The organism is Desulfitispora alkaliphila (genome assembly GCF_050433185.1).
Classification (GTDB): domain Bacteria; phylum Bacillota; class Desulfitisporia; order Desulfitisporales; family Desulfitisporaceae; genus Desulfitispora; species Desulfitispora alkaliphila.
Genome location: NZ_JBNPXS010000003.1, coordinates 94,576 through 115,948, shown reverse-complemented (window position 1 = coordinate 115,948; position 21,373 = coordinate 94,576). Strand labels below are relative to the sequence as shown.

The 21,373-nt window shown below is 40.0% G+C and carries 21 protein-coding genes and 1 other annotated feature; of the genes, 19 read left to right on the top strand and 2 right to left on the bottom strand.

The window, feature by feature from the left end; genetic code table 11:
• The first annotated feature begins 4 nt into the window (after positions 1-4).
• The 19 genes from GGQ84_RS02210 to GGQ84_RS02120 all read left to right on the top strand — a co-directional run bounded on the left by GGQ84_RS02210 (position 5) and on the right by GGQ84_RS02120 (position 19,222).
• On the top strand, positions 5-568 hold the full coding sequence (locus GGQ84_RS02210) for a GNAT family N-acetyltransferase (RefSeq protein WP_429158558.1): 564 nt from the start codon (positions 5-7) through the stop codon (positions 566-568).
• Between the two features lie 58 nt (positions 569-626).
• On the top strand, positions 627-1,244 hold the full coding sequence (locus GGQ84_RS02205) for a YigZ family protein (RefSeq protein WP_429158555.1): 618 nt from the start codon (positions 627-629) through the stop codon (positions 1,242-1,244).
• A 64-nt stretch (positions 1,245-1,308) separates the two neighbouring features.
• Positions 1,309-1,932, top strand: a complete 624-nt coding sequence (locus GGQ84_RS02200) for a 4Fe-4S dicluster domain-containing protein (RefSeq protein ID WP_429158553.1) — start codon at positions 1,309-1,311, stop codon at positions 1,930-1,932.
• Positions 1,933-1,992: 60 nt separating this feature from the next.
• Complete coding sequence (locus tag GGQ84_RS02195; RefSeq protein WP_429158550.1) at positions 1,993-2,910, top strand: cation diffusion facilitator family transporter; 918 nt, start codon at positions 1,993-1,995, stop codon at positions 2,908-2,910.
• A 102-nt stretch (positions 2,911-3,012) separates the two neighbouring features.
• Complete coding sequence (locus GGQ84_RS02190) at positions 3,013-3,204, top strand: hypothetical protein (RefSeq protein ID WP_429158548.1); 192 nt, start codon at positions 3,013-3,015, stop codon at positions 3,202-3,204.
• Positions 3,188-3,415: a hypothetical protein gene (locus GGQ84_RS02185; protein ID WP_429158545.1), complete on the top strand. Its 228-nt coding sequence runs from the start codon at positions 3,188-3,190 to the stop codon at positions 3,413-3,415. Before GGQ84_RS02190 ends, GGQ84_RS02185 begins: the two co-directional genes overlap by 17 nt.
• 53 nt (positions 3,416-3,468) lie before the next feature.
• The gene (locus GGQ84_RS02180) at positions 3,469-3,654 is read left to right on the top strand and encodes a sporulation peptidase YabG (RefSeq protein WP_429158542.1); all 186 of its coding nucleotides are present in this window, start codon (positions 3,469-3,471) and stop codon (positions 3,652-3,654) included.
• A gap of 105 nt (positions 3,655-3,759) precedes the next feature.
• The gene (locus GGQ84_RS02175; RefSeq protein ID WP_429158540.1) at positions 3,760-5,388 is read left to right on the top strand and encodes a hypothetical protein; all 1,629 of its coding nucleotides are present in this window, start codon (positions 3,760-3,762) and stop codon (positions 5,386-5,388) included.
• A 69-nt stretch (positions 5,389-5,457) separates the two neighbouring features.
• Positions 5,458-5,706: a binding site (T-box leader), on the top strand.
• A gap of 83 nt (positions 5,707-5,789) precedes the next feature.
• Entirely contained in the window at positions 5,790-6,671 is an 882-nt protein-coding gene (gene ilvE / locus GGQ84_RS02170) for a branched-chain-amino-acid transaminase (protein WP_429158537.1), read from the top strand.
• A gap of 3 nt (positions 6,672-6,674) precedes the next feature.
• The gene (gene ilvD, locus GGQ84_RS02165; protein ID WP_429158534.1) at positions 6,675-8,333 is read left to right on the top strand and encodes a dihydroxy-acid dehydratase; all 1,659 of its coding nucleotides are present in this window, start codon (positions 6,675-6,677) and stop codon (positions 8,331-8,333) included.
• A 33-nt stretch (positions 8,334-8,366) separates the two neighbouring features.
• A complete protein-coding gene (ilvB, locus tag GGQ84_RS02160; protein WP_429158531.1) occupies positions 8,367-10,034 on the top strand; it encodes a biosynthetic-type acetolactate synthase large subunit in 1,668 nt (555 codons plus the stop codon).
• A gap of 5 nt (positions 10,035-10,039) precedes the next feature.
• Positions 10,040-10,528 (top strand): acetolactate synthase small subunit, encoded by a 489-nt coding sequence (gene ilvN, locus GGQ84_RS02155; RefSeq protein ID WP_429158528.1) that lies wholly within the window; start codon positions 10,040-10,042, stop codon positions 10,526-10,528.
• A 19-nt stretch (positions 10,529-10,547) separates the two neighbouring features.
• Positions 10,548-12,227 (top strand): biosynthetic-type acetolactate synthase large subunit, encoded by a 1,680-nt coding sequence (gene ilvB, locus GGQ84_RS02150; protein WP_429158525.1) that lies wholly within the window; start codon positions 10,548-10,550, stop codon positions 12,225-12,227.
• A 4-nt stretch (positions 12,228-12,231) separates the two neighbouring features.
• Positions 12,232-13,821 carry a 2-isopropylmalate synthase gene (locus GGQ84_RS02145; protein WP_429158522.1) on the top strand — a complete coding sequence of 530 codons (1,590 nt, stop codon included), beginning with the start codon at positions 12,232-12,234 and terminating at the stop codon, positions 13,819-13,821.
• Positions 13,775-15,043, top strand: a complete 1,269-nt coding sequence (gene leuC / locus GGQ84_RS02140; protein ID WP_429158519.1) for a 3-isopropylmalate dehydratase large subunit — start codon at positions 13,775-13,777, stop codon at positions 15,041-15,043. The genes GGQ84_RS02145 and leuC overlap by 47 nt, the downstream gene beginning before the upstream one ends.
• Positions 15,043-15,534 carry a 3-isopropylmalate dehydratase small subunit gene (gene leuD / locus GGQ84_RS02135; protein ID WP_429158516.1) on the top strand — a complete coding sequence of 164 codons (492 nt, stop codon included), beginning with the start codon at positions 15,043-15,045 and terminating at the stop codon, positions 15,532-15,534. The genes leuC and leuD overlap by 1 nt, the downstream gene beginning before the upstream one ends.
• A complete protein-coding gene (gene leuB, locus GGQ84_RS02130) occupies positions 15,535-16,602 on the top strand; it encodes a 3-isopropylmalate dehydrogenase (protein ID WP_429158514.1) in 1,068 nt (355 codons plus the stop codon). It begins immediately after the preceding gene.
• 12 nt (positions 16,603-16,614) lie between these two features.
• On the top strand, positions 16,615-18,174 hold the full coding sequence (cimA, locus tag GGQ84_RS02125) for a citramalate synthase (protein ID WP_429158511.1): 1,560 nt from the start codon (positions 16,615-16,617) through the stop codon (positions 18,172-18,174).
• A 124-nt stretch (positions 18,175-18,298) separates the two neighbouring features.
• Positions 18,299-19,222, top strand: a complete 924-nt coding sequence (locus GGQ84_RS02120) for an AEC family transporter (protein WP_429158508.1) — start codon at positions 18,299-18,301, stop codon at positions 19,220-19,222.
• Positions 19,223-19,236: 14 nt separating this feature from the next.
• Here the strand turns inward: GGQ84_RS02120 and GGQ84_RS02115 are convergent, their stop codons facing one another.
• Positions 19,237-19,680 (bottom strand): universal stress protein, encoded by a 444-nt coding sequence (locus GGQ84_RS02115; RefSeq protein ID WP_429158505.1) that lies wholly within the window; start codon positions 19,678-19,680, stop codon positions 19,237-19,239.
• 35 nt (positions 19,681-19,715) lie between these two features.
• On the bottom strand, positions 19,716-21,071 hold the full coding sequence (locus GGQ84_RS02110) for a solute carrier family 23 protein (protein ID WP_429158502.1): 1,356 nt from the start codon (positions 21,069-21,071) through the stop codon (positions 19,716-19,718).
• Positions 21,072-21,373 lie beyond the last annotated feature (302 nt).

Genomic DNA, 21,373 nt, shown 5'->3' with positions numbered 1-21,373 from the left:
CTTGATGGATACCGTCCGCTATGAAGAGCTGACTAGTCCCCACTCCTTTGACTACAAGGAAGCCATGTTTTATTGTCAGTTGTTATTTAATTTGAGTAGGGCCGACACCCATAGGGTATTAAAACATTTACTTATACCTAAGAAATTGGCTCCCAATAGGTTCTTTTTTGTTGTTGCCAAAAAAGGGGACCAATTAGTTGGGTTTTCGCTATTTTATTATCTGCAAAGGGTTAATTTGGGATATTTAGATTATATAGCAGTGCTCCCTGAGTACAGGGGTGAAGGAATTGGAGTAGGGTTGTATCAAAAGACGGTGTCTATGTTAGAGGAGCATCAGGAAGATGTTTATGGGATGTTGTTTGAGGTTCACCAGGCAGAAGGGTTAGAAATGCGTAAAGATTTTTTTCGAAAACAAGGGGCAGTAAAGCTAGATTTATCAAAATACAAAAAAGTAGTCCAGGATACAAACTTAGAAATGATGTTTCACTCTTTTAATGTTCAAAGCTTAGAGGTTAACGAAATAGTGGCCGATAATATTAAGGGCGCTCTGTCCAATGTTTTACTCTAGTTCCTCAACACAGGCAGAATATGTGTTGAGGATTTTCGGTTTAAAGGAGGAAGTCGTAGTGGAAAGTTATCTAACTGTAAAAAAATACGCTCGTACTGAAATTGAAATTAAAAAATCTCGGTTTATTGCTTCTGTAGCTCCTGTAGATACAGAAGAAGAAGCAAAAGACTTTGTAGATAAGTTAAAGAAGGAGTTTAAGGATGCTACTCACAATGTACATGCTTATCAGGTGGGACTTAAGGGTGAAATACAGAGAATGAGTGATGATGGGGAACCCCAAGGGACATCGGGACCACCAGTGCTGGAGGTGATTAAAAAAGAGGGACTGACCAATGTGGTTATAGTAGTTACTCGCTATTTTGGTGGAATTATGCTAGGAGCTGGAGGACTTATCAGAGCATATGGACAAGCTGCCAAATGTGGAATAGATGCTAGTGGAATAGTGCGCCGAGGCCTCTATGAAAATATAGAACTAGCTCTAGATTATCAGCAATTAGGTGCAGTTCAACACTATCTAACCCAGCAAGGATTTGAGGTGGAGGAGACTGACTACTCCCATGTGGTCAAGCTGTATTTAAAGGTCCTGGTCAGTGAAGTAGATGATTTTCATAGTCAAGTAATAGAATTTACAAATGGACAGATGAAAATTGAACTATTAGGTCAAGAGTGGTGTTGAAGTGATATAGGTCATAGATGGTTTTATTGAATTTAGTTAGAATGCTACCAAGGGGGGGAGTAAGATGCATATAGAGGAAGAGTTTTATCAAATTAAAGTTTGTGGCGGTGTTAAGGGTTGCCCTCATTCTGTAATAGATGATAATAGAATAGTTAATTTAATTAAAAGGGTAAATGAAGAGGAAGAACTTGAGCAATTTATTGCGAAAAGACTAGAGGGGAAGCCTGTTCGTTCCCATCATCGCTTTAAGGCTGCTGTGTCCGGTTGTCCTAATAGTTGCTCAGAACCTCAGATTAAAGATTTTGCTGTAATAGGTCAACAGCAACCTTTTGTAATGGAGCAAAAGTGCAACGGTTGTGGTGTCTGTGTTACCTCGTGCCGTGAACGGGGAATAGAATTGCGGAGTAGAAAGGCTAGGGTGCTGTGGGATAACTGTCTAAGCTGTGGTAGATGTATCTCCGCCTGCTCAAAAGGAGCTATTGCCAGTGAAGGGGGATACAAAGTAATAATTGGAGGCAGATTAGGTAGAAGACCAGTTCTAGCCAGGACGTTAGTTGAGCTAGCTGATGAAGGTCAAGTAGAACAATTACTGAGAAATTGCATTAGACTGTACAAGAGCCACTCCGAGCCAGAAGAACGTTTAAGTCATTTGGTTGATAGATTAGGGTTGGAAAAGTTCAGTATTTGACTATAAAAGGAATTAGACATATAATATATAGATAAATGAAATATATTGAGGTGCAAGTTTATGATTCAAATTAGTAATTTAGAAAAAAGATTGCTGTTAATTTCTGTTTATGCAGCAATAGGGTTTTCTGTTTTGGGTATTGTTATCGGGTTGCTAGTCAATTCGCAATTTATTTTCTTTGATGGAATTTACTCTTTGATAAGTGTAGCTCTCTCTGGGTTATCGCTATTGGCGGCTAAGTATATAGGAAAAAATGACTGGAAGAGGTTCCCTTTTGGTAAAGATGTTATAGAGCCTATTGTGATTATTATAAAGTATACTATTATATTTCTATTAGTGGTTGCGTCTCTTATAGTAGCTATGATTTCCTTATTTCAAGGCGGTAGAGATGTGGCAATTGGAGTTGCGTTGATATACTCACTTGTAGGAACAGTTGGTTGTTTTTTAACTTATTTATACTTCAAAAAGCATACGGGAAAAACTCAATCTGGATTTTTAACCGCAGAATCCAACCAGTGGCTAATAGATACATTTGTAAGTGCTGGAGTGCTAATCGCTTTCATAGTTGCATCTATTCTGCAAAATATAAGTTCCTTAGCCTATATAGTACCTTATGTAGATCCAGTTATGGTAATAATAATATCCTTGTATTTTATGAAACTACCGATTAAAGGGATTAAAGCCTCTTTGCGTGAAGTGTTGAGCATGGCACCAAAAAAAGAATTGAGACAAGAAGTGGAACAAGTTATGGTTAATATCGAGAAAGAGTATAATTTAGCTGAAAGTTTTATTCGCGTTTCGAAAACAAGTAAAACATTATGGATTGAAGTAGATTTTGTAGTTGACAACAACTCGAAAATTAAAACTATAACTGATCAGGATAAAGTCAGAGAGGAAATAAAACAAAATTTAAGCAAAATAAATTATGAAAAATGGTTGACAATTTCATTTACAAGTGACCGTAAATGGGCGCTTTAAACATAAAAGAACCGAGCAATTGCTCGGTTCTTTTATGTTTAAAAAAAACCATTAATGCTAACAATAAGCATGTGAAAAGAAAATCATAGGAGGACTGACTTAATGTTTTCTACTGCTTTTTGGATTGCTTTAGCTATACCGACAGTTATTCTTCTAGGAGGACTGTACATTTGGCTAACGAGAAAGCCAGAGACAAAGCCAAACCTAGCAATGAGAATGAATGAAACAGAGGCGCAAATTTTAGACGAAATAGATGACGAAGAAGGGGAGGATTTAGATGACAGAAAAATATAATTGTGAACGAAGAGTTAGTGGAGTATTAAACAGAGGACAGCGATCCATGCGAATGCACAAAACAAATGCGGAGGGCTCTAGTTCCCATAGGGATATCTGGTGGTACGGCACCTCTTTTGACGATGGCTATTTGTATAGATCGGAGCCCCACAATCAAGGCGTGGCACCATTCTCTATTATAGATAAAAATAGTGAAATAGACCTAGATTAGGTGAAACACCTTCTAGTTGTCATTCTCATATGATGAACTAGGAGGTGTGGAAAATGAAGGTTGGAGACTTGGTAACTAGAAAATCCTATGATAACGATATAGCTTTTTGTATAATTGGTTTCACGGCTGGTGAAGATGGTGAAATAATAGCTATTTTAAAAGCATTGTATAATCATTCCTTTTTAGTAGATGCACCATTAAGTGATTTAGAAAACATTTTGGCCCAGGGGAAGCTCTAGGGCTTTTATTTTTTAAAAACCCACTTGCTCAGTTGATGTTGTACTACAAATACGATAAACTTGGGGAGTAGCTAAGAAATTACATGGGATTAAGGGAGAGTTGTAATGATAAATAAAAAGGGTAACCTATCAAAGAATATGATGAAAAAGCTTGCCGAAGACTTAAGCGACCTAATCGATACTGAAGAGGGTTGTTTATTGGCGCTAAAGCTCTTTGAAACAATTCCCTGGGAGGCGCGTGTTTCTCTACTGCGAAACCTATCTGTAGTACACAGCCCTTATGTGGGTGTTTTTTTCAAACTTATTCTTCGAGAATACTCTACAGATAGTATTTCTGCTGAGGCCAAAAGGGCTTTAAACAAGTTGCAAATGGCTGGAATAGATATTGAAGAAATACACTTGAACTTGGGAGAGTTTTCAAAAGAAGACTTTGAAATTGCAATGGCATCAAAGTCTCGGTTAGAAGGTCATGTTAATTTGTTAGTGGCTTTTAGGAATGAGAGTAGCCAAACATACAACGCTTTTTTCTTCATGTTATCTTTTGATAAATTTGGCATTAGGGATTTCTATAGAAGTACAGAGCTCTCTATGGAACAACTTGAATCAGCTAAATCTGATGAAAAGTATGAAGAAGTTGGTTTTGAACAGGCGCTGATACTAGTAAATCATGCCTTTAAATGTAATGAAGAAAACGACACTCTTCCCGCTATTGGTTTGAGTATATATAAGGACTTTTTGGAGTTAGCTCTAGCACAAGGGGAATATAAAGTGAAAAATGAGATTTTGGGCAATAATATTACACCTACTAAGACTGTAAACGCCTTTTGTTTAGCAGAGCGGCAAGGAGACCGAAGATTAATTGAACAGTTAAGTGGGGGGAAGTATTCCATAAGAGAAGAGGGTGTTATTCTCCAAAGTAAAATACTAAATATAGAGGAAGATGGAGAAGTGTGTAATGCTTTGGCGGAATTAATTTTAGATAGCGGTGCTGAGCTGTGGAGGATTCATTGGAAGTTTTCTTTAAGGTTGACTTCGGAAAAAATATGGAAAATAACCCATTTAGATGAAGTGCTCAGAGAACAACTGGATTGGAATTGGCTTGAAGAGGTCATATCAGATAATAAAGTCAGTGCAGTTTTTGAAGTGTTTGAATGGGAAAAGGTTCAATCGGTGCTGGAAAGTTTTTATGGAGTTGAGTTATTTCAAGCTGGTGAAGATATGATGTTTTACAAGTGGTGGGAACTAGATAATGTTTTGGAGAATGGGATAGATTTAAGAAAAGGCGTCAAAGCTGATTTTATTCTTCACGAGGATGAACTAGTAGTAGCAGCTGAGAATTCAGAAAAGCTAGAACATGTATTGGATATTTTTGAGGAAGAGTTTGACGAAGAACTTGAGCTACTAGATACCATTGTTCCTTTAGAGATAGAGTATACTATTCTAGACCAAGATAATATTAGTCTTTCCCAATTACTATATCAATGGGAATTAACAGGGAAAGATAAAGACGAAAAGCTCTCCAGTTGGCTAAGTACCAAGCTGGTTGATTTAAATGGGATGACGCCAATCGAGGCTAAGGAAAGCTCAGAAGGGTCACATTTGCTATGGGCCCTTTTTAAAGATATGCAGCGCAAACAGGTCAAGCTGAGGAGGAATGGAGATCAACCAATTATTGATTATAGGCAGCTGATAAAAGCTGTTGGATGGGGGAAAAAGACAAGTAAAGAAATATAGAAAAAGTATTGACTTTTATGCCCTGTTCCAGTATACTTGTTTTTAATACAAACTGTTATAATATAATTTACAAAAGCAATGATGGGAGTCTGTATATATCATCTCTTAGCCACAGAGAGCTGGGGTAGCTGAAAACCAGCGCTAATGTGTTATATAAATCTCTTCCCGGAGCTGCAGGCTGAAAGGTTCAATAGAGCTAAGTAGGCTGTGCCGGATGTCAAGAGCCGTTAATTATTCTTGAGTGTTTGATAGAACACAAAGTTGGTTGTTGCGACGCAGCAATCAGGGTGGTACCGCGGGAAACCTCTCGTCCCTGAAGTCTTATTTTTCAGGGCACGAGGGGGTTTTTTTATATAAAAAATGATAGTTAAACAGTTACTAAAATATAAGGAGTGATAGTTGTGGGACTGATTATTTACTTAAATGGAGAGTATGTGGATGAAAAAGAGGCAGTTGTCTCAGTTTTTGACCACGGACTATTATATGGAGATGGGATTTTTGAGGGAATTAGAGCTTATAACGGAAGAGTATTTAAGCTAAAGGAGCATATCGAACGATTATATGAATCAGCTCATATTATCCGACTAAACATAGAGCTGAGTCAGCAAGAAATGGAAGAGGTAGTGCTTGAGACACTGAGAAGAAACAATTTAACAGACGGGTATATTCGACTAGTAGTTTCCCGTGGCAAAGGAGACTTGGGGCTAGATCCTAGAAAGTGTCCTAAAGCATCTATTATATGCATAGCTGACAATATCAAGTTATTTCCTCAGGAGTTATATGAAAAGGGAATGCCGGTTCGAACAGTTCCAACCAGAAGAAATGTGCCAGAAGCGCTAAACCCTAGAATTAAATCACTAAACTACCTGAACAATATAATGGCTAAAATGGAAGCCACGGCAGTTGGTGTCAATGAAGCAATTATGCTTAACAATGAAGGATACGTTACCGAGGGGACAGGGGATAATATTTTCCTAGTAAAAAATGGAGTTCTTATCACTCCACCTACCTATGTAGGTATTCTAGAGGGAATTACTCGCAATACAGTTATGGAGTTAGCTGAAAAAAGGGGAATGAAAGTGGAGGAAAAGCTATTTACTCGGATTGATGTGTATATAGCCGATGAATGCTTCCTCACGGGAACAGCAGCAGAAATAATACCTGTAATAGAAGTAGATGACAGAAAAATAGGCACAGGACACCCAGGGCAAATTACCAATAATTTAATTGAAGATTATCGACAGCTAACAAAAGTCGATGGACCACTTATCAGGGAGGGTTAGGAAATGAATAGCAACAAGATGAAAAGTGGAGTAGAAAAGGCACCCCACAGATCGCTCATGAAAGCATTGGGACTCACCGATGATGAAATAAAAAAGCCCTTAATTGGTATTGTTAACTCGCAAAATGAAGTAGTACCAGGGCATATCCATTTAGATGAAATTGCAAAGGCAGTTAAAAAAGGAGTGTTAATGGCAGGGGGAACACCGTTAGAATTTCCAGCAATTGCTGTTTGTGATGGAATTGCAATGAATCACCTGGGGATGAAGTATTCCCTGGCGAGTAGGGAGTTAATAGCAGACTCCATTGAAGTTATGGCAATCAGTCACGCTTTTGACGCACTGGTCTTTATTCCTAACTGCGACAAAGTAGTACCGGGTATGTTAATGGCAGCAGCTAGGCTGAATCTACCCTCTGTGTTTGTAAGCGGCGGGCCAATGCTAGCGGGAAAAGTTAACGGAAAAGAGCTGAGTCTGAGTAATGTTTTTGAAGCTGTAGGTGCTGTGAAAGCTGGCAAAATGGATGAAGCTGAGCTAAGTGAGATAGAGGAAGGTGCATGTCCGGGATGCGGTTCTTGTGCAGGCATGTTCACGGCAAACTCAATGAACTGTTTGACGGAAGCTTTAGGATTAGGTTTACCTGGAAACGGGACTATTCCAGCAGTTCATGCAGGAAGAACTAGACTTGCCAAAGAGGCTGGAAAACTAGTTATGAAGATGCATGAAGAAGACATTAGGCCTAACCAAATTATAACTGAAGAAGCCTTTAATAATGCAATGGCTGTGGATATGGCACTTGGATGTTCAACTAACACAGTACTACACCTTCCAGCTATTGCCCATGAGGCGGGAGTGAATTTAAACTTAGACGTAATTAATGAGATTAGCAACAAAACGCCTCAGTTGTGTAAGTTGAGTCCAGCAGGTGCTCATCACATGGAAGACTTAAACGAAGCAGGAGGCATCCAAGCTGTCATCAGTGAACTGGCAAAGGCCAATTTGATTGATACATCAAGCATAACAGTAACGGGAACTGTTGCTGAAAATATTAAAGATAAAAAAGTGGTAAATCCAGAGGTGATTAGAAGTGTAGATAACCCCTACACTGCTACTGGTGGAATTGCAATCTTAAGAGGAAACCTAGCTCCTGATGGTGCCGTTGTTAAGCAGGGTGCTGTAGCAGATAAAATGCTAATTCACCAAGGTCCTGCTCGAGTGTTTGCTTCAGAAGAAGAGGCTGTAGAGGCCATTATGGGTAATAAAATAGTAGCTGGAGATGTTGTAGTTATTAAATATGAAGGACCTAAAGGTGGTCCAGGTATGAGAGAAATGTTAACTCCTACAGCTGCTGTAGCTGGAATGGGATTAGACGATAAAGTAGCATTGATTACAGATGGGCGCTTTTCTGGAGCAACTAGGGGGGCATCAATCGGCCATGTCTCACCAGAGGCTGCAGAAGGTGGGAATATAGCATTAGTAGAGGATGGAGATTTAATTTCCATTAACATCCCAAAAAGAAGTATTAAGTTAGAGGTAGATGAAGGGCAATTAGAAAAGCGCAGGTCTGCTTGGCAGAAGCCAGAACCGAAAGTAAAGAGTGGATATTTAGTCCGCTATGCAAAGATGGTTACATCTGCCAGCACGGGTGCGGTGTTTAAATATTAAGTAATAAAAACAATAATAGGGGGAGAGACAGTTATGCAGTGTACAGGTGCAGAAATGCTTTTAAAGTCCTTAGAAGCAGAAGGTGTAGAAACAATTTTTGGAATACCAGGTGGTGCTGTACTAGCTCTCTATGACGCCCTTTATCACTCAGACATAAAACATATTCTCACCAGGCATGAGCAGGGGGCGATATTTGCTGCTGACGGGTATGCTCGTTCCACGGGAAAACCTGGTGTGGTGTTTGCCACATCTGGGCCCGGTGCAACAAACCTAGTGACGGGAATAGCTAATGCATACATGGATTCGGTACCATTAGTAGCTATTACTGGGCAGGTTGCCAGTGCGGCTATCGGCAAGGATTCCTTTCAGGAAGCAGATATAATAGGGATTACAATGCCCATAACCAAACACAGCTTTTTAGTAAAGGATATTTCAAAGTTGGCAGAAACGGTTAAGAAAGCTTTTCACATTGCCACAACAGGTAGGCCAGGACCGGTCTTGATAGATGTTCCCAAGGATGTTTTAGCGGAAAAACACGAGTTTATATATCCAGAAACAATATCCATTAAGAGCTATAAATACTTTCAAGAGGGTAATAAGAACCAAATCAAACAAGCAGCTAGCTTGATTAAAAAGGCAGCAAAACCAGTAATTTATTATGGTGGTGGAGTGGTTTCTGCTGATGCCAATAAGGAGCTAGTGGAGTTAGCGGAAAAGACTGGAATTCCGGTTACTAGTACGCTTATGGGCTTAGGCGCTTTTCCGGGTACCCATCCTCTGTTTATGGGAATGCTTGGAATGCATGGAACAAAACCTGCAAATTTTGCAGTGTGTGAATGTGACTTGCTTATTGCAATTGGAGCTAGATTTGATGATAGAGTTACCAGTCGAGTAGATAGTTTTGCCACTAACGCAAAAGTAATTCATATAGATATAGATCCTGCAGAGATAGGCAAGAACGTAAAAATAGATGTTCCCATTGTAGGAGATGTAAAAATAGTACTAAAAGAGCTGAATAAGTTGGTGACAAAAGCAGATATTGAGGGTTGGGTTGACAAGATATATCAATGGCGTAAGGAAAATCCACTTACGTATGATGACAGCACTCTAAAACCGCAGCAAGTAATTGAGAAGGTTTTTGAAGTGACTCGTGGAGAGGCCATTATTACTACTGAAGTAGGTCAGCATCAGATGTGGACAGCATTGTTCTATAAATTTGTTAACAATCGCAGCCTACTCACATCAGGTGGGCTTGGATCTATGGGATATGGGCTGCCAGCAGCCATGGGTGCCCAAGTAGGAAAACCAAACCAGACAGTAGTAAACATTTCTGGGGATGGCAGTATTCAAATGAATTCACAGGAATTTGCCACAATTGTGGATAACAATTTACCAGTAATTACAGTTATTATAAACAATGGATACTTAGGAATGGTTAGACAGTGGCAGGATATATTCTTTGACAAGAGGTATTCTCATAGTAGCTTTGAAGACCAAGGCTTAGACTTTGTAAAGTTAGCTGAAGCATATGGGGCTAAGGGCAAAAGAGTCACAAAGGCTGAAGAAGTAGGCCCAGCACTAGAAGAAGCAATTAAAGCAAGAGTGCCTTTTGTCTTGGACTGTATTGTAGAAGAAGAGGAAAATGTATTTCCAATGGTGGCTCCTGGCCAACCAATAACCAATATGTTGTTAGGGAGGTAAGTACTATGAGACATATTTTAGCAGTATTGGTAGAGAACCATTCAGGTGTCTTGACGAGGGTGGCAGGCCTCTTTGCTCGCAGGGGTTACAACATAGAAAGTCTTGCCGTGGGACCAACTGAGGATCCGCAAATTTCTAGGATGACCATAGTAGTTGAAGGGGATGCGGATGTAATTGAACAGGTTACGAAGCAACTAAACAAACTGGTAGATGTTATTAAAATTAGTGATGTTACGGAAGATGCTTTTGTGGATAGGGAATTAGTTCTGATTAAAGTAACTGCTGAGCCAGCTGTGCGAGGGGAAATAATGCAGATAGTTGACATCTTCAGAGCTAGAATAGTAGATATAGGGAGAACATCATTGGTGATTGAAGGTACTGGAGACGAAGAGAAAATCAATGCCTTAGAACAGTCACTTAGACCCTTTGGGATTAAAGAATTAGTAAGGACGGGAAAAATAGCCATGGTTAGGGGGCATAAGAATAAAGATTAAAAATGGGGGGGTGCTTGGTTTGATTACCGGATCAAAGGCATTAATGCAATCTCTTGTAAGAGAAGGTGTTGAAAAGATATTTGGATATCCAGGAGGAGCAGTTCTGAATATATATGATGAACTCATAGAAGCTCCTATTGAACATATCCTTGTCCGCAATGAACAGTGTGCTGTTCACGCGGCTAGTGGTTACGCAAGGGTTAGTGGAGGTGTGGGAGTCTGCATGGCTACCTCGGGACCAGGTGCCACTAATTTAGTAACTGGTTTGGCTACAGCATATATGGATTCAATTCCGATTGTAGCCATTACTGGGCAAGTTCCAACTAGCATGATTGGAACTGATGCCTTTCAGGAAGTAGACATCACGGGTATAACTATGCCCATGACCAAGCACAATTACCTAGTAAAAGATACAGCAGATATTCCTAGAATAGTTAAAGAGGCTTTCCACATTGCCAGAACAGGGAGGCCGGGACCAGTTTTAATAGATTTGCCGAAAAATATCACAGACAGCATGTTAGAATTTGTATACCCTGAAGAAGTGGACTTAAGAGGCTATAAACCCACTTATAAAGGTCATCCCTCTCAAGTTAAGTCTTTAATTAGGTGGATTGGAGAAAGTGAAAGACCGTTAATCTATGCTGGGGGAGGAGTTGTCAGTGGCAACGCCCATGAAGAGCTGCGCACCCTGGCAGAGAGAATAAACGCTCCCGTTACTACCACTTTAATGGGGATAGGTTCTTTTCCCAGTTCCCACGAGCTTAACGTAGGGATGTTGGGGATGCACGGTCTACCTGGAGCTAACAAAGCTGTAGTTGAATGTGATCTGTTAATTGGAGTAGGAGTACGATTTGATGATCGGGTTACTGGTGCAGTAAATAAATTTGCTCCAAAGGCAAAAGTAGTACACTTAGATGTTGACCCTGCTGAAATAGGAAAAAATGTCAGGGTAGATTTGCCTATTGTAGGGGATATAAAGAACATTTTAGACCAACTACTGGAGAAATTAGAGCCAAAAGAAAAGCCTGCTTGGATTGAGCGGGTACAGGATCTAAAAAGAGAAAACGAAATTCACATAGATGAAGGGAAGCAGGTAAAGCCTCAACAGGTTTTAGAAGTTTTAGGGAGGTTGACAGCAGGAAAAGCCATAGTAGCCACAGATGTGGGGCAGCATCAGATGTGGGCGGCTCAACACCTAAAATTTGAAGAGCCCCGCAGTTTTATCTGTTCAGGTGGCCTTGGTACTATGGGCTATGGTTTTCCAGCTGCTATTGGTGCTCAAATGGCTAAGAGGGATAAAACAGTAATAGCAATAACAGGAGATGGTAGCTTCCAGATGAATATGACTGAGATGGCTACTGCTGTGGAGCAGGAGCTACCTGTAAAAATAATTATATTAAATAATAGCTCTTTAGGGATGGTAATGCAGCTACAGCACTTTTACTGCGACAAAAGGTTCTCTGCAATAGAATTTACTGGGAACCCAGACTTTGCGCAGCTTGCTAAATGCTATCGCAATGCAGTAGGGCTTCGCATAGAACGAGTAGAGGAAATAGAGCCTGTCTTAAAGGAAGCATTAAATAACGGAAAACTGACTATAGTTGACTGTCATGTTAGCGACAAGGAGTTAGTTTATCCAATGGTTATGGCAGGAGCTGGAATAGGAGAAATGGTAACAGGACCCAATAAAGAGGAGTGAAGACATGAATAAAATTCACATATTTGATACTACTTTGCGAGATGGGGAGCAATCACCTGGTGTCAGTCTCAATCTTCAGGAAAAGTTGGAAATAGCTCAACAACTAGCAAAGTTAAAGGTAGATGTTATCGAAGCAGGTTTTCCTATAGCTTCTCAAGGCGATTTTGAGGGAGTTAGAGCTATTGCTCAGAATGTTAAAGGCCCAGCAATAGCTGCTCTAGCTAGGGCTTCTAAGGGGGATATTGACAGAGCATGGGAAGCCATTAAATATAGTGACAGACCGAGAATACACACGTTCATCGCTACTTCTGATATTCACTTGAAGTACAAGTTGCAGATGACTAGAGATGAAGTGCTGAAAAAGGCAGTTGAAGCAGTTGCTTACGCTGCTACTTTGACAGATGATGTGGAATTTTCTGCAGAGGACGCATTCAGAAGCGATTTAGATTACTTGTGCCAAATTGTTGAGGCAGTAATTGATGCAGGAGCAGTTGTGGTGAACATCCCGGATACGGTGGGGTATGCTACCCCTTGGGAATTCGGAAACTTTATTGCAGAAATAAAGAAGAAAGTTCCAAATATAGACAAAGCGCTTTTAAGTGTACACTGCCACAATGACTTAGGTTTAGGGGTTGCCAATTCACTGGCAGCTATAAAGAATGGAGCGCAGCAGGTTGAGTGTACAGTAAACGGGATTGGTGAACGGGCCGGTAATGCATCCCTAGAAGAGATAGTGATGGCCCTCTATACCCGAAAGACATTTTTTAATTATGAAACTGACGTGGACACAAGGGAAATTTACAGAACTAGCCGCCTGGTGCGAAACCTTAGCGGCATGTCTGTTCAGCCTAACAAAGCAGTTGTGGGCAAGAATGCTTTCGCTCACGAATCGGGAATACATCAAGATGGGGTGCTAAAAGAGAGAACTACTTACGAAATTATGAATCCTGAACTGATTGGTTTGGTTCAAGAGAACATAGTATTGGGTAAGCACTCGGGCAGACACGCTTTTAAAGTGAGGCTACAAGAGCTTGGACACAACTTGGACGAAGGAGATTTGGAGAAGGCCTTTGTGAGATTTAAGTCTTTAGCAGATAAAAAGCGGGAAATAACTGATAAAGATTTAGATGCCATAGTAGAAGATGAAATTAAAAAGATACCTGAGGCATTTAAGCTTGAATACGTCCATATTTCTAGCGGTACTAGAATAATGCCCACTGCTACTGTGGGGGTAATTGTGGATGAGCAACTGATTGAAGAAGCTGCCTGTGGGTCTGGAGGACCTATTGATGCATCTTTTAGAGCGTTAGATAAGGCTATTGGAATTCACCCTACGCTAGAAAACTTTGCTCTAAACGCCATTACTGGTGGAAGAGATGCTATGGGAGAAGTAAATGTAACCTTAAAGCACCATGAAAACGTATTTACAGGCAGAGGTATCAGCACTGATATTATGGAAGCCAGTGTTAAGGCTTATATAAATGCACTAAATAAATTAGCATATGAAATAGGAGTAGAAAAGCAAAATGAAGGGGAGGAACAAGAAAATGGGAATGACAATCACAGAAAAGATCTTAGCTGCACATGCCGGTAAGGAAAGGGTAGAGGCAGGGGAATTAATTAATGCAAAGCTAGATGTAGTATTGGGAAACGATATTACAGCCCCCGTTGCTATAAAGGAATTTGAAAAAGCAGGTGCTACCAAAGTTTATGATAAGGACAGAATTATGCTGGTTCCCGATCACTTTACACCAAATAAGGATATTAAATCAGCTGAGCAGGCAAAGCTAGTAAGAGAGTTTGCGCGTAAGCACGAGATTACTAACTACTTTGAAATAGGAGAAATGGGAATAGAACATTGCTTGTTGCCAGAACAAGGATTAGTATTGCCGGGAGATGTAATTATAGGTGCCGATTCTCATACTTGTACTTATGGAGCTTTAGGTGCTTTTGCTACTGGTGTGGGAAGTACTGATATGGCTGCGGGAATGGCTACAGGAGAAGCCTGGTTTAAAGTGCCGGAAGCTATGAAGTTTAACTATCACGGAAAAGAGCTTAAGCCGTGGGTTAGTGGGAAGGATTTAATCCTTTATACCATAGGTAAAATTGGAGTGGACGGAGCCCTATATCGCTCAATGGAATTTATGGGTGAGGCTATCGAGAACCTATCCATGGACGGTCGTATGACCATGGCTAATATGGCTATTGAAGCTGGAGGCAAAAACGGAATTATTGCCCCTGATGAAACTACACTGGCTTATGTGGAAAAGAGAGCAAAAAGGCAGTTTGAATTATACAAGAGCGATGAGGATGCCAATTATGTAGAGACTTATGACTTTGATGTGGCAGATATAGAACCACAAGTTGCTTTTCCTCATTTACCAGAAAACACTAGACCTGTAAGTGAAGCGGGGAATGTGAAATTAGATCAAGTAGTAATTGGTTCTTGTACTAATGGCCGTATAGAAGATTTGCGTGTAGCTGCGGAAGTGCTTAAGGGCAGGAGAGTTAACAGAGACCTGCGTTTGATAGTTATCCCTGGAACGCAACTGATTTATTTGCAGGCGGTTAAGGAAGGCTTGGCAGAAATTTTTGTAAATGCTGGCGCTGTGTTTAGTACGCCTACTTGTGGACCATGCTTAGGTGGGCACATGGGTATTCTAGCCGCAGGCGAAAAGGCATTAGCAACTACTAACAGAAACTTCAAAGGTCGAATGGGATCACCTGATAGCGAAGTATACCTTTCAAATCCAGCAGTAGCAGCAGCTTCGGCAGTAGCAGGATATATAGTTAGCCCAGAGGAGGTATGTAAATAATGGAGTTCAAAGGAAAAACGTGGAAGTTTGGAAAAGACATAGACACAGATGCAATCATACCTGCTAGGTACTTAAATACTTCAGATCCAAAAGATTTGGCAAAGCACTGTATGGAAGATGCAGACGCAGAATTTCCTAACAAGGTAAATCTAGGAGATATTATAGTTGCAGACAAGAACTTTGGCTGTGGTAGCTCCAGGGAGCACGCACCAATTGCTATTAAAGCTGCTGGAGTTTCCTGTGTAATCGCAAAGTCTTTTGCTAGAATTTTTTATAGAAACTCCTTTAACATCGGATTGCCAATTTTCGAATCTGCACAGGCGGTAGAAGGAATTGACGAAGGCGACCAGGTGCAAGTAGACGCTTCTACAGGGAAGATATACAATTTGACGAAAGATGAAACTTATCAAGCAACTCCAGTACCGGAATTCATGCAAGAACTGATTAGTGCTGGTGGATTGATGAAATATGTGGAAAAGAAGGTGAAGTAGATGACAAAAAAGATCGCAGTATTACCCGGTGACGGTATTGGAACAGAGATTGTGGCAGAAGCTGTAAAGGTGTTAGATGCCATAGGTGAAAAACACAATGTAAGTTTTGAATATGAATATGGCTTAATTGGTGGAGCTGCAATAGATGAGGTTGGAGTACCATTGCCAGATAAGACACTGGAATTGTGTAAGAATAGTGATGCAGTGCTGTTAGGAGCAGTTGGTGGGCCAAAGTGGGATGACCTACCTGTCCACCTTAGACCAGAGGGAGCAGCTTTGCTTGGATTGAGAAAAAACTTAGGTCTATATGCTAACATTAGGCCTGCAAAAATATATCCTGCCTTAGTTGATGGATCTACCCTTAAGAAAAATGTAATTGAAGGTGTAGACTTAGTTTGTATCAGGGAATTAACAGGTGGTCTCTACTTCGGCGAGAGAAAGAGAGAAAAAACTGAAACAGGTGAGCGAGCTTATGATACAATGGTTTACACTACCGAGGAAATAGAGAGAATAGCTCGTCTTGGGTTTGAAACAGCTATGAAGCGAAATAAAAGACTTACCTCAGTTGATAAGCACAATGTATTGGAATCATCGCGCTTGTGGAGAGATGTAGTAAATGAAGTAGCAAAAGATTATCCAGAGGTTGAGTTGGAACACATGTATGTAGACAATTGTGCTATGCAGTTAGTGCGTTGGCCCAAGCAGTTCGATGTCATTGTTACAGAGAATATGTTCGGAGATATATTGACTGACCAAGCTTCTATGCTTTCGGGATCAATAGGCATGTTGCCTTCAGCAAGTGTTGGAGGGGAAGTGGCACTTTACGAACCTGCTCACGGTTCTGCACCCGATATTGCAGGGCAGCAGAAGGCTAACCCGTTAGCTACTATCCTATCAGTAGCTATGATGCTTAAATACTCCTTTAATCTACAAAGTGCTGCTGAAGAAATAGAGATAGCTGTAGAAAAGGTTCTAAATGGAGAGTATAGAACTGCTGACCTAATGGAAGAAGGGAAAAAGGAAGCCACTACTTCACAAATAGGCGACCTAGTAGTTGAGCAATTGTAAGGGGATGATGGTGTGGAAAAAGTATACTTATATGACACTACACTGAGAGATGGAACCCAGGGCGAGGGAGTCAGTCTCAGTGTAGAAGATAAGTTGAAAATAGCTCTTAAGCTCGATAAACTGGGAGCAAATTATATCGAAGGGGGCTGGCCTGGTTCCAACCCTAAAGATATGGAGTTCTTTAACCGAGCTAAGGATTTAGAATTAGAAAACGCTGTCATAACGGCTTTTGGTAGCACTAGGCGGCCTAATGTTAAAGTTGATGAGGATAACAACTTAAAAGCTTTAGTAGAAGCTGGAGTTAAGGCCTGTGCTTTAGTAGGTAAAAGCTGGGATTTTCACGTAGAAGCAGCATTAAATACTACATTAGAAGAAAATCTAGATATGATTTACTCCTCCATCAAATACTTGAAAGAAAAAGGTTTGGAAGTAATCTTTGATGCAGAACACTTCTTTGATGGATATCAAAAAAATCCTCAGTATGCAATGAAAACACTAGAGGCTGCTCAACGGGCAGGGGTGGACTGGATAGCCCTATGTGATACTAATGGGGGAACCCTTCCCCATACTATTCAAGACATAATTTCTACAGTTGTAGAGGAGATAGACGTTCCCGTTGGAATTCACGCCCACAATGATGGTGACATGGCTGTTGCAAATACTGTTATAGCGGTGGAAGCGGGAGCACGGCAGGTTCAAGGGACTATTAACGGTTTTGGCGAGCGATGTGGTAATGCCAATCTTTGTTCCATTATCCCCAATCTGCAGCTAAAGGGAAATTATCAGGTAGTCACATTAGAGCAACTGGGTATGCTTACAGAAGTGTCTAGATATGTTAATGAGATAGCTAATGTAGTTCCGCCCACAAACCAGCCATTTGTAGGGTATAGTGCCTTTGCACATAAAGGGGGTATTCATGTGAGTGCCCTGCTCAAGAATCCTAAAACCTATGAACACTTAGAGCCAGAGTTAGTAGGTAATAAAAGGAGAGTACTAGTATCTGAGCTTTCTGGCTATAGTAATCTACGCTACAAAGCTGAAGAGCTTAATTTAGATGTGGACTTAGACGCTCCGGAGACTAAGAAAGTAATTCAAGAAATTAAAGAATTGGAGCATCAGGGATACCAGTTTGAAGGTGCAGAGGGATCACTTGAGTTGCTTTTAATGAAGGCTAAAGGGGAAATAGATGAGTTATTTAAGCTAGTCTCCTTTAAGATAATGTTAGAGAAGCAATCGGATAACGGAATTATATCCGAGGCGATTGTAAAGCTAGAAGTGAACGGAGAGATTGTGCACACGGCAGCTGAGGGAAATGGTCCTGTTAATGCTCTAGATAACGCCTTGCGAAAATCTTTGGAACAGTTCTATCCGCAGCTGGCACAAATGTATCTAGCTGATTACAAGGTAAGAGTACTGGAAGAAAAAGATGGTACAGAAGCTAAAGTGCGAGTTCTAATAGAAACTAAAGATAAACATAGAAACTGGAGTACAGTTGGAGTATCGGCCAACATAATTGAGGCCAGTTGGCAGGCGTTAGCTGACAGTATGAAGTACGGTTTACTAAAAAAGTAGCAAAAAGTATTACTACCTGTTATAGTATAAAAGGGATATAAGAAATAAAGAGGCCTCTCGACTTTTGTCGAGAGGCTGTGTTTTTAGTTTAATCCACGATTTTATAATGCTGGGAGGGGAATAGGTGGATCTATCTTTTGGTATTAACTTAATGGGAAACTTAGGAGTGATGTTTGCCCTAATAGTATTAGGCTATAGTTTAAAAATAAAAAAAGAAAGCTTAGAAGATATATCTAAGTTGGTAGTAGATGTAGGATTACCCGCCCTGATTTTTTACAGTTTTGTAGCTGGGTTCGATCGAGATATGTTAGTTTCAATGTATGTGGTGCTGGCCTTTGGAATGGGAATGGCCTTTTTGGGGTATGGAATTTCTAAAACTATATATAAAATTTTATCTCTAAATGAGGAAAAAAAAGACCAGTTTACCATTTCAGCAACCTTTGGTAATACTGGCTTTATTGGTATTATTGTATGCTTGGCAATTTTTGGACCCCAAGGAGCTTTGCTAGCTACAGTTTTTGACTTGGGTATGACTTTTGTGCTTTTTACTTTTGGAATATATGTAATCAGTAGTTCTAATCAGAACGGCGTTCTAGAAAAGTTAAAATTATTCATAAACCCACCAGTAATAGCACTAATTTTAGGTTTTGCTATTAGTATGCTAGATGTTACTATTCCTGTGATTCTACTAGATGGAGTGGAATTGGTGGCAGGTATGACTGGACCTTTGGCAATGATATTTGTTGGGGCACTTTTAAGTCAACTTAAGGGTAAGATAGAGTGGCAAGGAAAAGAAATGAATCTTTTAATAGCTATTAAATTACTGTTTCTACCTGCGGTCGCCTATGGATTTATACAGTTATTTAATATAAGTGGTATTGTGGCAGCTGTAATTTTGTTAGAGGCAGCTACACCGACAATGGTAAGTGCACCTCTTCTATTTCAAAGATATCGAGGAGAAGCAGGTTTTTCGGCTACAGCTGTATTTATTACTACCTTGTTATGCGTTATAACAATACCCCTAATTATGCTAGCTTTTGGAATTTAGCAAACAAAGTAATGTTATTTGACGATCATAACTGAGCAGATACTATTATTAGCTACTTTTCCGCTAACAGTACCTAAGACAAATCGCTTTACCCCAGTAAGACCTCTACTTCCAAGAATAATTAAGTCATAGGGCTCCTGGTCAGCTTCCTTGATAATTTCATCAGAGGGTCTACCTTCCCTTACCTTATAATCTACCTTAATGCCCTTTTCCACGTTTTCTTCGGCAATGCTTTTAGCTAGTTTTTCGCAGGCAATTATTCTAGCCTTAAGGATTTTAGCCTGCTCCTCTTTAATATCTGGCAAAAAAGCTCCCTCGGTAAAGATATGAAGCTCTGGCTCATGGGCTACTGATAAAATAACTATTTCTGAACCAAAAGCTTGAGCCAACTTTTTAGCCTGTTCAGCTGCTTTTAACGATGTTTCTGATCCATCGACTGCCAATAAAATTTTTTTCATAATGAACACCCCCAAAATAATTGTTATTCTTCTTACTAAATGTTGATATTATCTTTTTTAGATTGCTTCATGAGAGAGGGTCTCTCGACTAATAAATAGAGAATTATCCCTACTGCCAACCCAAAAGCAGCTCCTTTAACTGCCAAGACTACCGCCATAACTCCGGCTACTCCCCTTTCAGTAGATTTGTTAACCTGTTCAATTCCAACGCTGATACAGAGATATCCAGTGATAATAAGTGTTAAGGACATACCAATTGGTAAGATTGGTTGGAACATGGAGACTAGAGGTAGGATGAACAGGGCTATAAAGCCAGCAATCCAGAAGGTTCCTGCGCCACCGTAGATTGAATCCATAGCTTTACGTCCATATTTGTAGCGTTCGGCAACTGTTGCAGTGACAGCCGTCCAGATGGGACCTGCTAAGCCTGGATAAGGAGCAAAAAAAGCGTGAATGAAATTTCTAATAGCAGTAACTATATGGACTCGATCAGAATTTATATCAACAAATTCATCTTTCCTGATAGCATCTGCTTTTTTGACTAGAGTAGTTCCCACGATTATATCACCGAATGCGATAATGTAAGCTATGATTGCAGTGGGTATTGCTAAAAGAAAAAGGTCTAGAGATGGAAAACCTACAGAAAAAGGCAAGTATGCCCACATTTCAGTAAAAGCAGGCTGAGTAATTCCAAACTTAATATCTGGAACAGGATATTCATTTACTATCCAGCCTATAACCATAGCCACGATAATTCCAGGTACCATTCCATAATTTGCAAGGATTCTAGCTATAGCGCTCTTTTCTCGTAAGTTTTTAAAGGAAAGGGAAAATAGGATATAAATACTGAGAACACAGCCAATGATTAATGAGATAGGAGTTGCATCTAATCTACCACCGGTTTGAATTTCTCCCATAATAGCTGCTATTCCAGCTCCCATCAATATTCCTGCTTTAAGAGAATTGGGAACATTATTGACCAATGTACTTCCCAATTTTGTAATTCCCAAGAGCAAGAATATCACCGCTACAATTAGCTGGAGAGCTACCAGTGCTCTAATAGCCTCTGGTCCAGGAGTAAATTGTCCCAAATATAAAACTACAACTGGAATTGCTGGGGTAATCCAGCCTGGGACAAATGGCACTCCTAATAGTGCGGGAAGCATAAACCCAATCCCACAAATAACCACAAAAGCCAAAGCAACTTCGTAAGGAAGTCCGAGGTATTGCTGTAGTAGGGGTATCATGGATAAACTTACTACAAACATAAACAGAGCTTGAATAAATTCAGCAGGTTCAGGTTTATAGTGGATTACTGGTAACCTAATTTTAAAAGGGCCAGCAGGCCAATAAGGTTGTTCCTTTCCATCTTCGCGCTTGAGAAATGCCATTTTTTTAAACACGCTCCTTTATTAGTTGTTAAAGGGTATTATTATGCAAGATTTATGCCAAGAGAAAGTTTACTGTATTTTCTGAACTTTTAGAAATATCCAAAAACAAAAAGTATACTATAATTTACAGTTTGGTGTAGAACCTTTATACAGTTGACTTTTTAGCATTGTTTACATGTAAAGTATAATTTACACAAATTTATTTCACTATTCAGAAAAATTAAAATTTAAAAGTAAATAGACAGCATATAGAGGAAAAACATGATATGTTATAGAAATAAGGGTTAACATTATAAATAGGC